Raw genomic sequence first — 14,581 nt, forward strand, 5'->3', positions numbered from 1 at the left:
AGTAGGTGAAAAAAATCACATCAAAAACATCTTAAGAGCACATAAAAGAGCAGGATCGCCAAGTTTGTAGAAAATGGTTCAATTACTTGAACTTTGTGAAGAAAAACAATAGAATAGAAAGGTATAAGAAATATCCTTGGAGGAAAAAATGACAACTATTTCTAAAGAAAAACACTTAGACATGTTTCTCAAAATGCAACGTATCCGCGATGTTGACTTGACGCTCAACAAATTGGTACGTCGTAACTTTGTACAAGGGATGACTCACTTCTCAGTTGGTGAAGAAGCTGCAGCCGTTGGTGCTATGGCGGAATTGACTTACGATGATATCATCTTCTCAACTCACCGTGGTCACGGTCACTGTATCGCTAAGGATATGGACCTTAATAAGATGATGGCTGAGTTGGCTGGTAAGGCGACTGGGGTTTCTAAAGGTCGTGGTGGCTCAATGCACTTGGCAGACATCGAAAAAGGAAACTATGGTACCAATGGTATTGTTGGTGGTGGCTTTGCTCTTGCGACAGGTGCTGCTCTTACTCAGCAATATACTGGGACAAAAAATGTTGTTATTGCTTTCTCGGGTGACGGTGCGACTAACGAAGGCTCCTTCCACGAGTCTGTTAACATGGCAGCGACTTGGAAATTGCCAGTTATCTTCTTTATTACGAACAACCGCTACGGTATCTCTATGGATATTTCTAAAGCGACTAACACACCGTACCTTTACACGCGTGCAGAAGCTTATGGTATTCCAGGTCACTACGTAGAAGATGGGAACGATGTCCTTGCGGTTTATGAAAAAATGAAGGAAATCGTTGAGTACGTTCGTGCTGGAAACGGTCCTGCCATCATCGAAGTGCAATCTTACCGTTGGTTTGGCCACTCAACTGCGGATGCGGGTGTTTACCGTACCAAGGAAGAAGTTGATGAGTGGAAATTGAAAGATCCGATCAAGAAATACCGCGAGTACTTGACCAGCAATAAGATCGCAACTGATGAAGAATTGGATGCAATTGTCGCTCAAGTGAAAAAAGAAGTTGAAGATGCTGTTGAATTTGCTCAAAGCAGTCCAGATCCAGACTTGTCTGTCGCTTTTGAAGACGTTTGGGTATAAGCAAAAACAAGGCGACTAGTAGTAACTTGTGGTTGCTTGGTTATTGAGCGCCTACGGGCAAATAAAAACATTAAAAATCTTTGAGGAGACTAAAAACAAATGACTGAAACAAAAGTAATGGCCTTGCGTGAAGCGATTAACTTGGCCATGTCAGAAGAAATGCGTAAAGACGATAAAATCTTCTTGATGGGTGAAGACGTTGGGATCTACGGTGGTGACTTTGGTACCTCTGTTGGCATGTTGGCTGAATTCGGTGAGAAGCGTGTCAAAGATACACCTATTTCAGAAGCTGCTATTGCGGGTGCTGCTGTCGGTGCAGCGATCACAGGCCTTCGTCCGATTGTTGACTTGACCTTCATGGACTTTATCACGATTGCCATGGATGCGATCGTTAACAACGGTGCCAAGAACAACTACATGTTTGGTGGCGGTATCAAGACTCCTGTTACCTTCCGTGTGGCTTCTGGTTCTGGTATCGGTTCTGCTGCCCAGCACTCACAAGCCTTGGAAGCATGGTTGACTCATATTCCAGGGATTAAGGTTGTTTCTCCGGGTAACGCTAACGAAGCAAAAGGCTTACTTAAGTCTTCTATTTTGGATGATAACATCGTGCTCTTCATTGAACCAAAAGCGCAATACGGTAAAAAAGAAGAAGTTACCCTGGATCCAGACTTCTACATTCCACTTGGGAAGGGTGACATCAAGCGTGAGGGGACTGATGTCACAATTGTATCTTACGGTCGTATGCTTGAGCGTGCGCTCCAAGCGGCAGATGAGTTGGCAGAAGAAGGAATCAGTGTAGAAGTGGTTGACCCACGTACCTTGATTCCACTTGATAAAGATCTGATTATCAACTCTGTTAAGAAGACTGGTCGTTTGGTCTTGGTGAACGATGCTTACAAAACAGGTGGTTTCATCGGTGAAATCGCTGCAATGGTTTCAGAAAGCGAAGCCTTTGATTACTTGGATGCACCGATTGTGCGTGTGGCTAGCGAAGACGTGCCTGTACCGTACGCAGCTATTCTTGAAAATGCAATCTTGCCAAACGTTGAAAAAATTAAGGCGGCCGTTAAAAAGACGGTTAATAAAGGTTAAGCAAATGAAAGCTATTACTGGTCCGTGCTTGCATGACCAGTATGGTTTTGTTTGATGGAAAAGTTTTGCAAAAAACAAGACTAGGAAAGGAAAACTCATGGCTATTGAAATTATTATGCCAAAACTCGGTGTGGACATGCAGGAAGGTGAAATCATCGAGTGGAAAAAGCAAGAAGGCGATATGGTCAATGAAGGCGATATCCTTCTTGAAATCATGTCTGACAAGACCAATATGGAACTTGAGGCAGAAGACTCAGGGATCCTGATTAAGATTGTGCGTGGGGATGGCGAGACAGTTCCTGTAACGGAAGTTATCGGCTATCTGGGAGCAGAAGGCGAGACCGTTGAAACAGTTAACCAAGTGGTTGCAGCTCCGTCACCATCCATCAGCGATGCGCCTGTAACAGCAACTGAGGAATCTGAAGCACCAGCTGTTGCAGCTCCTGCACCAGCGGCTGTGAAACGCCCTGCTGGTGAAAAAGTTCGCGCGACACCTGCTGCTCGTAAATTAGCACGTGATTTGGGTATCGACCTTGACCTCGTTCCTGGTACAGGAGCAAATGGTCGGGTCCACAAAGATGACGTTGAAAACTTCAAGGGTGCTGCACCTAAGGCAACACCGCTTGCAGCTAAGATTGCAGCAGATAAGGGTGTTGATTTGGCGACGATTACAGGAACAGGCCCAAGCGGTAAAATTACTAAAGAAGATGTCTTGGCAGCAGTAGCGCCAGCTCCTGCGAAAGCAGCAGAAACATCAGCGCCTGCTAAGGAAGAAAAACCAGCCAAGGAATTGCCAGAAGGCGTTGAAGTCATCAAGATGTCTGCGATGCGTAAGGCGATTTCAAAAGGTATGGTTAACTCTTACCTGACAGCACCAACCTTTACGCTTAACTACGACATCGATATGAGCAACCTCATGGCGCTTCGTAAGCAAGTCCTTGAGCCAATCATGAACAAGACAGGTCTCAAAGTGACCTTTACCGACTTGATTGGTCTGGCGGTCGTGCGTACCCTCATGAAACCAGAACACGAGTACCTCAATGCCTCTCTCATCAACAATGCTGAAGAGATTGAACTCCACCGCTTCGTCAACCTCGGTATCGCTGTTGGTCTGGACGCTGGTCTAGTCGTACCAGTGGTTCACGGTGCAGACAAGATGAGCCTGTCTGACTTTGTGGTAGCGTCTAAGGATGTCATCAAGAAAGCCCAATCTGGCAAGCTCAAGTCTAACGAAATGTCAGGCTCAACCTTCTCCATCACCAACTTGGGGATGTTTGGAACGAAATCCTTCAACCCAATCATCAACCAGCCAAACTCAGCGATTCTGGGTGTGGCAGCAACAGTACAAACCCCAGTTGTCGTGGATGGTGAAGTGAAAATCCGCCCAATCATGGGACTGTGCTTGACCATCGACCACCGTATCGTAGATGGTATGAACGGTGCCAAGTTCATGGTGGACCTCAAGCACTTGCTTGAGAACCCATTGGAGTTGTTGATTTAAATCAATAGTTTCTGAATAAATGCTATAAACTCAAGGAAGGCGTTAAGATGGATAAGATACCGATTCATATCGCGCTCTGTTTGGATGAAAAACTAGTTGAATATGTAGGGACGCTGATTTACTCTATTAGCAAACACCATACTTCACATATCCTGTTAGTGCATATTGTGCATCAAGGGTTAGAAGAAGAAAATCTTATCTATCTTGCACACCTAGAAAAACTTTTTCCTAATGTTTCCGTAAGGCTCTACCAACTTTCCGATGAATTATTCAGTGAGATAATAGTTGAAAATTATTTTTTACCTAAAGCATCTTACTTGCGATTGCTTTTACCAGAAGTGTTGCTGGATGTTGAGAAAGTACTTTATTTGGACATAGATACCTTAATTTGTGGGGATTTATTACCACTTTATGAGGCCGATTTGAGAGGTTCTTGCATAGGTGCTGTGCCTCAGGTGGCAAAAGTGACAAGTGTCAATCCTTATCCAGAATCAATCGGTTTGTCATCAGATCGCTATTTCAATTCTGGAGTGCTTTTGCTGGAACTGGCTGTCATGCGTGAAAGAAGGCTTGTCGATAAAATGCTAGTAACACTTATCGATAAGGGGTCTAACTTGTCGTTTGGAGATCAAGACATCTTGAATATTGTTTTGCAAGATGAGGTTTGCTTATTCTCTACACAGTATAACTATACCTACTTTTGCATGAGAGATGAAGAGGATGGGGATAACATTTTAGATGCTGTCATCTTGCACTACAATACCTTTGCTAAGCCTTGGCACTATCTCGTAACCTTGAGTGATAGGATTCTACGATATCATTATATTTACAAGCATTATCAAACAGAATTTCAGAATCTTTTATTGAAAAATCGTCCTGAAATGAGTTGATCATAAGAATAGTATTAAATCATAATAAAAGGAGAAAATCATGGCAGTAGAAGTCATTATGCCAAAACTCGGTGTTGACATGCAAGAAGGTGAAATCATCGAGTGGAAAAAACAAGTCGGTGATGTGGTGAATGAAGGAGATATCCTACTTGAAATCATGTCTGACAAGACCAATATGGAATTGGAAGCAGAAGATTCAGGTGTTCTCTTGAAAATCGTTCGTGGCAATGGTGAAGTGGTGCCTGTTACAGAAGTTATTGCCTATATCGGCGCTGAAGGTGAAGTGGTCGAAGAAGCATCCGCTCCAGCCGCAGCTGACGTAGCTAAGGCAGAAGCAGATCTCAAGGCAGCAGGTCTGGAAGTACCAGCGGCTCCTGCTCAAGCAGCACAAGCACCAAAAGCAGAATTGGCAGCTGACGAGTATGACATCATCGTAGTTGGTGGTGGTCCTGCTGGTTACTATGCGGCTATCCGTGGTGCCCAACTCGGTGGCAAAATCGCCATCGTTGAGAAATCTGAGTTCGGTGGTACCTGCTTGAACGTGGGCTGTATCCCAACCAAGACTTACCTTAAGAACGCTGAAATCCTCGACGGATTGAAAATCGCAGCTGGTCGTGGGATCAACTTGGCCTCAACCAATTACACCATTGACATGGATAAAACCGTTGACTTCAAGAACAGCGTTGTTAAAACCCTCACTGGTGGTGTTCAAGGTCTCTTGAAAGCCAACAAGGTCACCATCTTCAATGGTCTTGGTCAAGTGAACCCTGATAAGACCGTAACCATCGGTTCAGAAACCATCAAAGGTCGCTCTATCATCTTAGCGACAGGTTCAAAAGTGTCTCGCATCAACATCCCAGGTATCGACTCTAAGCTTGTCTTGACTTCTGATGACATCCTTGACCTGCGTGAAATGCCAAAATCACTCGCTGTAATGGGCGGTGGCGTTGTCGGTGTTGAGCTTGGTCTGGTATGGGCATCTTACGGTGTCGAAGTGACCGTTATCGAGATGGCTGACCGTATCATTCCAGGTATGGACCGTGAAATCTCTCTTGAGCTTCAAAAAGTCCTTTCTAAGAAAGGCATGAAGTTCTTGACATCTGTCGGTGTCTCTGAAATTGTTGAAGCCAACAACCAGTTGACCATCAAACTCAACAATGGTGAAGAAGTCGTCGCTGAAAAAGCCCTTCTCTCTATCGGACGTGTGCCACAGATGGCTGGACTTGAAAACCTCAACCTTGAAATGGACCGCGGTCGTATCAAGGTCAATGCCTACCAAGAAACCTCTATCCCAGGTATCTACGCTCCTGGTGATGTCAACGGTACCAAGATGTTGGCTCACGCGGCTTACCGCATGGGTGAAGTGGCTGCTGAAAACGCTATGCAAGGCAACCACCACAAAGCAAAACTGGACTTCACACCAGCAGCTGTTTACACACACCCAGAAATCGCCATGGTTGGTTTGACCGAAGAGCAAGCCATCGAGAAATATGGCAAAGACAACATCCTCATCGGTCGCAACAGCTTTACTGGTAACGGTCGTGCCATCGCCTCTAGCGAAGCTCACGGCTTTGTTAAGGTTATTGCAGAGAAGAAATACCATGAAATCCTTGGTGTTCATATCATCGGTCCAATCGCTGCGGACATGATCAACGAAGCTGCGACCATCATGGAAGCTGAATTGACAGTGGATGATGTTGCTGCATCCATCCATGGACATCCAACCTTCTCTGAAGTCATGTACGAAGCCTTCCTTGATGTGCTTGGTGTAGCCATCCACAACCCACCAAAACGCAAGTAAGCTTAAACGATAAAATCATCTAGACCTAGGTCTGGGTGATTTTTGACTTATAGATAACAATCTACCAGTCAACACTAGATTTTAAGGAAAAACTGTGCTAAGCTTATCTTGGAAGAGGGGAAGGAGAGTCAGATGGCTTGTATATTTTGTGCATTAGATGAAGAAGCGAAGGTGATCCAGTCCAAACACTTCTTTGCCGTCTGGGATATTGATCCCATTCAGCAGGGGCATCTCTTGGTTATCGCGAAGGAGCACCGGATGGCTTTGGCTGAATTATCGGTAGAAGAAGGAATGGATCTGTTGGCCTTTCAGAAGGAACTTATTGGCCAGTTTGAGTTAGAAAAGGGCGTACTTGGAGTGACCTTGGCCACTAATAATGGGGCGTTGATGGATAGTGGTACGCATTTTCATAGTCACTTGATTCCAAGATATGATCACGATGGTTTTTGGGAGCAGCTTCAGCTGGAGGCAGTTGCTTTTGACAAGGCAGGATTTGTAAAGCGTTTAAAACAGTCTTCTGAAGCCCAAAAATGAGGCTAATTTTTCCATAATAGCCAGAGATTTGGTATAATGAACATAGCGCTTTCAGCGAATTAAATTTTTAGGAGCCCACCATGAAATACATTGTTAATAACTCTAATGACCCAGCCTATAACATTGCCTTGGAATCCTATGCCTTCCGCGAGCTGGTCAATGAAGATGAGATTTTTATCCTGTGGATCAATGAGCCAGCCATCATTATTGGTAAACACCAAAATGCCATTTCTGAGATCAATAAAGAATACACCGACAAGCATGGCATCCATGTAGTGCGTCGTCTGTCAGGTGGTGGGGCGGTTTACCATGACCTCAACAACCTCAACTACACCATCATTTCAAATAAAGCAGACGAGGGAGCTTTTGACTTCAAAACCTTCTCCAAGCCTGTGATTGACACGCTGGCCAATCTCGGTGTGGAAGCTAATTTCACAGGGCGAAACGACATCGAAATTGATGGCAAAAAAATCTGCGGAAACGCTCAAGCCTACTACAAAGGTCGCATGATGCACCACGGTTGTCTGCTCTTTGATGTGGACATGACCGTCCTTGGCGATGCGCTCAAGGTATCGAAGGATAAAATCGAGTCAAAAGGGGTCAAGTCTGTCCGGGCTCGTGTGACCAACATCAACAATGAATTGCCAGAAAAGATTACGGTACAAGAGTTCAGCGATGCCATTCTCGCTCAAATGAAAAAAGAATACCCTGAAATGACTGAGTATGTCTTAAACGAAGATGAATTGGCCCGCATCCAAGAAATCCGTGACACCAAATTTGGGACTTGGGAATGGAACTTTGGAGAGACACCGGAGTACACTATTGAGCGTAATGTCCGTTATGATGCAGGGAAAATCACGACCTTTGCCAAGGTTGAAAAATCCATCATTGAGTCCATTAAGATTTATGGGGACTTCTTTGGGATCGGGGATGTAGCAGATGTGGAGCAACTTCTTATCGGAACGCGATATGAGTATACGGATGTTTTAGCGAAGTTGCAAACGATTGATACGAGCCATTACTTCTCACGCATGACGACTGAAGAAGTGGCGAAGGCGATTGTGGCTTAACGTGAAACGCAAAAGAATAGCTTGCCGCTAATTGGTTTTTGCCAGTAGCGGTTTTTGAATTGTTGCAAAAAGGATTTGTTGAAAAACGTCTTTTAGGACAGTTCCTGACGAAAATCTGTTCTATAGATTACAGTGATATCCGAAAAGTGCAAAAGAGATTGCCTCAAAGGAATCGCCAGAGCCCTGGCTCAAAAATGGGAGAGCCAGAGCACGGTTTTAACATACACCGTTGTTTTCTTTCTGTCGCTTTGATGCAGGACAATCAGAGTTTTAGGCCCCAGAGGCTTGACTTCGAAAGACAACTGTAGAGGCTAGTTGTCTCCTACTTTTCTTAAAGCATGAAGGAGAGCATAGATAAAAAACAGATACTCTTTAGGGGATGGTGACAAACGTTTGATATAATGAGGACAGTCCGAAGTCTATCGGAAACAAATGAAAAAGTGTTTGAAAGGAAGGTGGAATATAACCTTGGACATGATTAGGAGAAACGAAAAATTAACGTATTTGAAGTGGTGGGATGTTGTTGTGCTAAGCATCATCTTATTTGGGAAAGCTACTTTAGATTCATTGATGCTCTATTTTTCATTGGATAATACAAACGTAGCTGAAATGGTAGAATTCACCACTGACCAGAATTGGGCAGCTCTCATTGGGCAGGGGACTCTCTTACTGCTTGCCTTTTTGTATTTGTGGTTACGCCGCTTCGATTTTTCCAGCTGGCCGATGAAGATTACGCCTAAAGCCATTGGCCTAGGGGTCGTGATTTTTGCTGGAGTGTCTTTGATTTTTGATGTGTACTTTATGGTGGCTTATGCCATGTTTCCTCCAGCTGGAGAGGTTATACTTGAAACAGTCTCCCAGGATATTGCGCCAATGCACCCATTTGTAGCGGCTATCTCTAATATTGACTTATCCTTATTAATTTACTCTTTAATGAATGGATTTTATGAGGAAATTTTCTTCTTGGGAATTTGTTTGAGTGTGGAACCTAAGCACCGTAAACTTATTGTTGTCTATTCCTTGCTTGTACGTTACGTTTTCCATACTTACCAAGGAAATGTTTCTGCTTTAGCAATTGGTTTCTTATTAGGCCCAATCTTCTACTTCCTCTACACTCGGATGAAGAAGAAAAATCTGGTACCATTCTTCATTGCTCATTCGTTTGGAGATTTGATCGGAGTTGGTTTACTCAGCCTCTTTTAATAAAGGAATGCCTAGCCCAAATTCTTGCGGCTTGGGCATTTTTTTGATATGATTAAGGGGTCTTCAGGGCAGGGTGAAATTCCCGACCGGCGGTGACTTTTTTGGGATTCTATTAGGTGGCATTTGGTTTGTCTCAATATCCTTTGAGCAGTATCTTGAATGCTTTAGCCACAATAGTCTCACCTAAAAGAAGTCCGCGAGCGCAAGCTGATGTGGTGTGATTCCACAACCGACAGTAGAGTCTGGATGGGAGAAGACGGAGGCGAATGGCCTTGACTAGAGTGCTTTCTAGTAGCTTTTTGGATTGATAGCTCTGCTATTTTACGGAGAAGCTGTTTAGAACAGACGGACAATGATAGGGCGATGTTGCCTTCGAGGCTTCTTTCGATTTTTAGAAATTGGAGGAAACTTGAATGACACGTACACATAAAATGGCCATTATTGCCATTCTCTCAGCGCTTTCCTTTTTGCTGATGTTTTTCCAGGTGCCCCTTATACCGGCAGCGGATTTTTTGCAAATGGATTTTTCGATTTTACCAATCTTGGTCGGCTTGGTTGTCTTAGATTGGAAAGCGAGTTTGACTATCTTACTGTTGCGGTCAGCACTGAAGTTGATTTTAAATAGTGCTGGGGTAACGACCTATATCGGCATGCCGATGAATATCTTAGCCTTAGCAGTTATCGTTTTGAGTTTTGCTTGGATTTGGAAGAAAAATCCTAGCCTCAAGTCCTACATCATTGCATCAGTTGTCGCGACTCTAGCGATGACACTAGCAATGTTACTGGCTAACTATGTTTATGCCGTGCCTGTCTATGCAACGTTTGCGAATTTTGACATTAAGGCTATTCTAGGATTGTCCAATTACCTATTTGCTATGGTGGTTCCCTTCAACCTTTTGCAAGGGGTGCTGACCTGCCTTGCCTTCTTTGGGGTTTATAACCTGATTGGATCTTTATTAAAAACATATGAAAAATAAACAAACTTATCTCACTTGGGGCTCTTTTGCCCTTTTGTTCTTTGTCATCTTGGGCTACGCGGTCAAGTTCTACCCGGATCAGCTTGCATTTTTAGATGTCGACTTTCAAAACGGATTACGAGGAACTTTGCCAGATCACTTGACACATTTTTATCGGAAGGTGACCATTTTAGCAAACAGCCCAGTGATTCTGCTCTATACGGCTGTTCTCGCGTCGTATTTCTATTATCAAAAGAGGTGGAAGGCAGAAGGAGCTTTCTTACTAGGGAATTTAGTCATTCTAGGACTCTTATCCACTCTGTTAAAGCTGGTCTACAATCGCCCGAGGCCGTCCTTGGCCTATTTGATTGAGGATCCTATCGGAGCCTCTTTTCCTAGTTGGCACGCAGCTTCTAGCTTGACTGTGGCAATCACGTTGGCCATTATTTTACAACAGCGGCTAAATCGGGTCTGGTTGAGGCAGGTCTTGCAAGCCGTGCTTCTTTTACTCGCTCTAGTGACGGGTATTTCACGCATCTATCTAGGGGTACACTATCCTAGTGATATCCTAGCTGGCTGGCTCTTGTCTGTGGCAGTGACTCTGATACTATTTCCATTTTATGATCAAAAGCGCTTTGAGTGGCGTTTTACCAGCAAACAGAGGTGATTCAAATGTGGCAAATGAAACGTTTTGAAGATTTGACGTCCAAAGAACTCCATGCTATTTACAGGCTCAGGGTAGAGGTCTTTGTGGTTGAACAGGCTTGTGCCTATCAGGAGGTTGATGAGGCGGATCTGATCAGCTGGCACGGTATGTTTTGGGAGGATGATCAGCTTTTAGCTTATTACCGCTTGATTCCTAGAGAGGACGGTATCCATCTGGGACGGGTAGTTGTTGGCAAGACTGCGCGTGGTCGAGGCCTTGGTCGGGATTTGGTGGTTCAAGCCATTTCAGAAGCTAAAAACCTGTTTGGTAGTCAGGACCTGCATGCTCAGGCCCAAGCCTATCTCCAGAACTTTTATGCAAGCTTTGATTTTGAACCTGTTTCAGACATTTACTTGGAAGATGATATTCCCCATCTGGATATGGTGTTGAAGCAGAGATGAGACGAGCCCGCTAGTAAAGAGCGGGCTTTTATGGTATGATAGGGGCATAAAAAATGAAGAAGGAGTCAGTTATGGAGAGGTTATCTTGGCAGGATTATTTTATGGCCAATGCTGAGCTGATTTCAAAGCGTTCAACCTGTGATCGGGCCTTTGTTGGTGCAGTCTTGGTCAAGGATAATAGGATCATTGCGACCGGTTATAATGGAGGGGTTGCTGCGACGGATAATTGTTCAGAAGTTGGCCATTATATGGAAGATGGTCATTGTATTCGTACGGTTCATGCTGAAATGAACGCCTTGATCCAGTGTGCTAAGGAAGGAATATCAACAGATGGAACGGAGATTTATGTGACTCATTTTCCTTGTTTGAACTGTACCAAGGCGCTTTTGCAGGCTGGAATCAAAAAGATCACTTATAAAGAAGCTTATCGCAAGCATGGCTTTGCTTTAGAATTGATTGCAGCAAAAGGGGTGGAATTGGTCCAGCATGACATTCCCTGTCTAACTTTAGGAGAGGACTGACAGATGGAGCCGATTATTCCCAAAACCCCTGAGGTTCCGGCACTGTCGGAGGAAGACATTACTTTCTTAACGGAGGTGACTTTTGGTGACAAGGTTCCTGTTCAAGCCTGCGATGCGCTCTTTGTTTTCGGTGGCACCCACCCAGGCCATTGGGAGAAGGCTATAGAGGCCTATCAGAAAGGATTGGTCCGGAAGATTATTCTCACAGGTGGTGTCTCCCCAACAGGAACCCCCAATCCTGACTGGACTCACGGGAAAGAGCCAGAAGCGGATGTGATCAAAGAATACCTGTTGGCAGCCGGGATTCCTGAAGAGGTCATTGTTTTGGAAAATCGCTCGACCAACACCTTGGAAAATGTTTTGTTTGCTAAGGAAATAGTTGACTTTTCCCAGATCAAGTCCCTGATGTTTGTCTGCAAGAGCCACGTGACAGGCAGACAAGGGCGGACGCTGGCCAAGCATTTGCCGGAACACCTGACCTATGTGCCCTATACCTTTGACGCTAGTTACCAAGGTCATGTGCTGTCTTGGGAGACTTGGATGGAAACCGATATTGGGCGATCCAGGATTTGGGGAGAGTATTTGCGGATCATCTACTATGGAAAGAAGGGGGATATACTGCCCTTGGACTTGCCTACAGAAAAGGAGGAGCAATGATCAAGCGTCCCATTCATCTGTCACATGAGTTTTTGGCAGAAGTGTTAGATAAAGAGGCTGTCGCTATTGATGCAACCATGGGCAATGGCAATGACACGGCCTTTTTAGCCCAGTTGGCGAAAAAGGTCTATGCTTTTGATATCCAAGAACAAGCTCTGGTAAAGACACAAGAGCGTCTAACTGGTCTAGGATTGGACAATGCTGAGTTGGTCTTAGCAGGTCATGAAACAGTGGATCAGTACGTTCAGGAGCCCATTCGGGCAGCTATTTTCAACCTGGGCTACCTTCCGAGTGCAGACAAGACGGTCATCACCAAGCCAGACACAACTCTCTTAGCTTTGGAAAAAATTTTGGAAAGGCTAGAAGTGGGAGGGCGCGTTGCGGTGATGATTTATTACGGCCATGCGGGTGGTGATATGGAGAAGGATGCGGTGCTGGCCTTTGTCAAAGACCTTGATCAAACCCAGTTTACAGCCATGCTCTACCAGCCGCTTAATCAGGTTAATACACCACCTTTTCTAGTCATGTTGGAGAAATTAAAATAAGGGGTACAGATTTGAACGAGGATTCTGCAGTAACCAAGAGATAGGCAGATGGTTTTACGCCGTCATCTCTTTCTCTTTTTAGATTTCTTGATTCCCCTGTGAAATGATAAAGTTCCACAAAATGATTCTGTGAGCTATGGCTTTGTTATGGAGCGACTAAATAGAAATGCACCAACTCGATCAGATGATTCGGTTCAGGGTGGCTTAGTTAGAGCAGTTAAGGATTACTTCCTCTCATTAGGACCTTTGAAAATGAAAACTCTCCCGTCTTTTAAGAGGCGGGAGAAAAAATAAGACTGAGAGCATTGAGTGTTTATCTGTCAAAGCTCTTTTTCATTATCTTTTAGAAGCGGTTGGATAAAGAGCCTTTCCTGTCCAATTCCTATCAGTTGAACGGCCTGCTCATAGAAATCTCTGAGAATCTTTTCCTGAAAGACCAGCTCTTTGGCCCCTTGTGCGACGATTTCCCCTTTTTTAAGCAGGAGGATATGGCTGATGGAGGCCGTGATTTCCTCTGCGTGGTGGGTCACGTAAAGAATGGTCGGGGCTTGAGGAAGTTTAGCGATTTGCTCGATCTGACTCAAGAAGGTTTCCCTTGCCAGAAGGTCCAAACCAGAAGTGGCTTCATCTAAAATAAGAAGCTGAGGCTTCTCCATCAAACTGCGGGCGACGAGCAGGATTTGTTTTTCCCCTTGAGAGAGACTCTTGTAGTGGCGTCCGATCAGATGACTAGCCTTGAGAAAGGTCAGCATATCACAGGCTTGGTCTAGCTCTGCTTGATCATAGGCCTTGTAGAGGATGGAAGACTTGTATTTTCCTGTTAAAACAACCTGTTCAGCGAGCATATCGCTGGGAATACGCTCTGCAATAAAGGAGCTGACTAAGCCAATTTTTTGGCGCAAGCTAGTCATATCGGTCTTTCCAAAACGATGGCCTAGGACAGTGATTGTCCCTTGACTAGGCCAGAATTCTCCTGTTAGCATTCTGAGCAGACTTGATTTTCCAGCCCCATTTAAACCTAGAATGGCCCAGTGCTGACCAGGCTTGACTTCCCAGTCTAAGGTTTTCAGTAAATACTTGCCTTGCTTTTTCAGGCTGACAGCTTGGCATAAAATAATGGAATCCATGGTCATTTTCCTCGCAATCGGTTGTTTCTTTGCTAATTGATTATATCAAACAAAAGGCTATTTGACAGCTGAAAGTGCTGAAACTGAGAGAAAAGTTTCGCGAGAGGTTTTCTTTTTTTGAAGCTTGAAAGTGGCAATTGAAGGGACGCAGTCTGAGACTAGTCGCAGTTAGACGAGACAGGAAAACAAGAGGCTACCAGACTCTCTTTCAATGGTTAGTGGCTTTTGTCGCTTTCAAGTCTTGTGGACGACCATCTCTAAAGGTTAAAGATAAGGATTACCTGTAACGCCTTCGTTTTTTCCAAAATAGCTTGCGCGTACCCTGGTTTGTTATTTCTATAGAAAGGTATCAAAAATGGATAAGAGGCTAATTGTGCCTCTGTCGTGTGGGAACGCTATTGCATTAGGCAAAACCTAAAAAGTATGTTATAATGGTAGCATTGATTTTACATATAAGGAG

Annotated in this window: 15 protein-coding genes and 1 riboswitch; of the genes, 14 read left to right on the top strand and 1 reads right to left on the bottom strand. The window is 44.4% G+C overall.

What is annotated here, in order from left to right:
• The first annotated feature begins 148 nt into the window (after positions 1-148).
• The 14 genes from ABID29_RS05155 to ABID29_RS05220 all read left to right on the top strand — a co-directional run bounded on the left by ABID29_RS05155 (position 149) and on the right by ABID29_RS05220 (position 12,994).
• Positions 149-1,114 (top strand): thiamine pyrophosphate-dependent dehydrogenase E1 component subunit alpha, encoded by a 966-nt coding sequence (locus ABID29_RS05155; RefSeq protein WP_354364887.1) that lies wholly within the window; start codon positions 149-151, stop codon positions 1,112-1,114.
• A 99-nt stretch (positions 1,115-1,213) separates the two neighbouring features.
• Positions 1,214-2,209 carry an alpha-ketoacid dehydrogenase subunit beta gene (locus ABID29_RS05160; RefSeq protein ID WP_354364889.1) on the top strand — a complete coding sequence of 332 codons (996 nt, stop codon included), beginning with the start codon at positions 1,214-1,216 and terminating at the stop codon, positions 2,207-2,209.
• A gap of 97 nt (positions 2,210-2,306) precedes the next feature.
• Positions 2,307-3,710 carry a dihydrolipoamide acetyltransferase gene (locus ABID29_RS05165; RefSeq protein WP_354364891.1) on the top strand — a complete coding sequence of 468 codons (1,404 nt, stop codon included), beginning with the start codon at positions 2,307-2,309 and terminating at the stop codon, positions 3,708-3,710.
• 47 nt (positions 3,711-3,757) lie between these two features.
• Positions 3,758-4,600, top strand: a complete 843-nt coding sequence (locus ABID29_RS05170; protein ID WP_354364892.1) for a glycosyltransferase family 8 protein — start codon at positions 3,758-3,760, stop codon at positions 4,598-4,600.
• A gap of 40 nt (positions 4,601-4,640) precedes the next feature.
• Positions 4,641-6,401 (top strand): dihydrolipoyl dehydrogenase, encoded by a 1,761-nt coding sequence (gene lpdA / locus ABID29_RS05175; RefSeq protein ID WP_354364893.1) that lies wholly within the window; start codon positions 4,641-4,643, stop codon positions 6,399-6,401.
• 132 nt (positions 6,402-6,533) lie between these two features.
• Complete coding sequence (locus tag ABID29_RS05180) at positions 6,534-6,935, top strand: HIT family protein (protein ID WP_168548571.1); 402 nt, start codon at positions 6,534-6,536, stop codon at positions 6,933-6,935.
• Between the two features lie 80 nt (positions 6,936-7,015).
• Positions 7,016-8,005, top strand: coding sequence for a lipoate--protein ligase (locus tag ABID29_RS05185; protein WP_168548570.1), 990 nt, complete (start codon positions 7,016-7,018; stop codon positions 8,003-8,005).
• A gap of 474 nt (positions 8,006-8,479) precedes the next feature.
• Positions 8,480-9,208: a CPBP family intramembrane glutamic endopeptidase gene (locus ABID29_RS05190; protein WP_354364935.1), complete on the top strand. Its 729-nt coding sequence runs from the start codon at positions 8,480-8,482 to the stop codon at positions 9,206-9,208.
• A gap of 55 nt (positions 9,209-9,263) precedes the next feature.
• Positions 9,264-9,470, top strand: a riboswitch (FMN riboswitch).
• A gap of 151 nt (positions 9,471-9,621) precedes the next feature.
• The gene (locus ABID29_RS05195; protein WP_354364895.1) at positions 9,622-10,185 is read left to right on the top strand and encodes an ECF transporter S component; all 564 of its coding nucleotides are present in this window, start codon (positions 9,622-9,624) and stop codon (positions 10,183-10,185) included.
• Entirely contained in the window at positions 10,175-10,831 is a 657-nt protein-coding gene (locus ABID29_RS05200) for a phosphatase PAP2 family protein (protein ID WP_354364896.1), read from the top strand. Before ABID29_RS05195 ends, ABID29_RS05200 begins: the two co-directional genes overlap by 11 nt.
• 5 nt (positions 10,832-10,836) lie before the next feature.
• Entirely contained in the window at positions 10,837-11,271 is a 435-nt protein-coding gene (locus tag ABID29_RS05205; protein ID WP_354364897.1) for a GNAT family N-acetyltransferase, read from the top strand.
• 71 nt (positions 11,272-11,342) lie between these two features.
• Positions 11,343-11,792: a deoxycytidylate deaminase gene (locus ABID29_RS05210; RefSeq protein ID WP_354364899.1), complete on the top strand. Its 450-nt coding sequence runs from the start codon at positions 11,343-11,345 to the stop codon at positions 11,790-11,792.
• Positions 11,793-11,795: 3 nt separating this feature from the next.
• Positions 11,796-12,449, top strand: a complete 654-nt coding sequence (locus ABID29_RS05215) for a YdcF family protein (RefSeq protein ID WP_354364900.1) — start codon at positions 11,796-11,798, stop codon at positions 12,447-12,449.
• A complete protein-coding gene (locus ABID29_RS05220) occupies positions 12,446-12,994 on the top strand; it encodes a tRNA (mnm(5)s(2)U34)-methyltransferase (protein ID WP_354364901.1) in 549 nt (182 codons plus the stop codon). Before ABID29_RS05215 ends, ABID29_RS05220 begins: the two co-directional genes overlap by 4 nt.
• A gap of 320 nt (positions 12,995-13,314) precedes the next feature.
• Here the strand turns inward: ABID29_RS05220 and ABID29_RS05225 are convergent, their stop codons facing one another.
• On the bottom strand, positions 13,315-14,121 hold the full coding sequence (locus ABID29_RS05225; protein ID WP_354364902.1) for an ABC transporter ATP-binding protein: 807 nt from the start codon (positions 14,119-14,121) through the stop codon (positions 13,315-13,317).
• Positions 14,122-14,581 lie beyond the last annotated feature (460 nt).

The organism is Streptococcus rupicaprae (assembly GCF_040545225.1).
GTDB classification, from domain to species: Bacteria; Bacillota; Bacilli; order Lactobacillales; family Streptococcaceae; genus Streptococcus; species Streptococcus rupicaprae.

Coding starts and splice junctions, on each gene's coding strand:
- ABID29_RS05185 (WP_168548570.1), top strand. CDS start 7,016: ATGAAATACATTGTTAATAACTCTAATGACCCAGCCTATAACATTGCC.
- ABID29_RS05180 (WP_168548571.1), top strand. CDS start 6,534: ATGGCTTGTATATTTTGTGCATTAGATGAAGAAGCGAAGGTGATCCAG.
- ABID29_RS05190 (WP_354364935.1), top strand. CDS start 8,480: ATGATTAGGAGAAACGAAAAATTAACGTATTTGAAGTGGTGGGATGTT.
- ABID29_RS05195 (WP_354364895.1), top strand. CDS start 9,622: ATGACACGTACACATAAAATGGCCATTATTGCCATTCTCTCAGCGCTT.
- ABID29_RS05205 (WP_354364897.1), top strand. CDS start 10,837: ATGTGGCAAATGAAACGTTTTGAAGATTTGACGTCCAAAGAACTCCAT.
- ABID29_RS05165 (WP_354364891.1), top strand. CDS start 2,307: ATGGCTATTGAAATTATTATGCCAAAACTCGGTGTGGACATGCAGGAA.
- ABID29_RS05155 (WP_354364887.1), top strand. CDS start 149: ATGACAACTATTTCTAAAGAAAAACACTTAGACATGTTTCTCAAAATG.
- ABID29_RS05160 (WP_354364889.1), top strand. CDS start 1,214: ATGACTGAAACAAAAGTAATGGCCTTGCGTGAAGCGATTAACTTGGCC.
- ABID29_RS05200 (WP_354364896.1), top strand. CDS start 10,175: ATGAAAAATAAACAAACTTATCTCACTTGGGGCTCTTTTGCCCTTTTG.
- ABID29_RS05215 (WP_354364900.1), top strand. CDS start 11,796: ATGGAGCCGATTATTCCCAAAACCCCTGAGGTTCCGGCACTGTCGGAG.
- ABID29_RS05210 (WP_354364899.1), top strand. CDS start 11,343: ATGGAGAGGTTATCTTGGCAGGATTATTTTATGGCCAATGCTGAGCTG.
- ABID29_RS05220 (WP_354364901.1), top strand. CDS start 12,446: ATGATCAAGCGTCCCATTCATCTGTCACATGAGTTTTTGGCAGAAGTG.
- ABID29_RS05225 (WP_354364902.1), bottom strand. CDS start 14,121: ATGGATTCCATTATTTTATGCCAAGCTGTCAGCCTGAAAAAGCAAGGC.
- ABID29_RS05170 (WP_354364892.1), top strand. CDS start 3,758: ATGGATAAGATACCGATTCATATCGCGCTCTGTTTGGATGAAAAACTA.
- lpdA (WP_354364893.1), top strand. CDS start 4,641: ATGGCAGTAGAAGTCATTATGCCAAAACTCGGTGTTGACATGCAAGAA.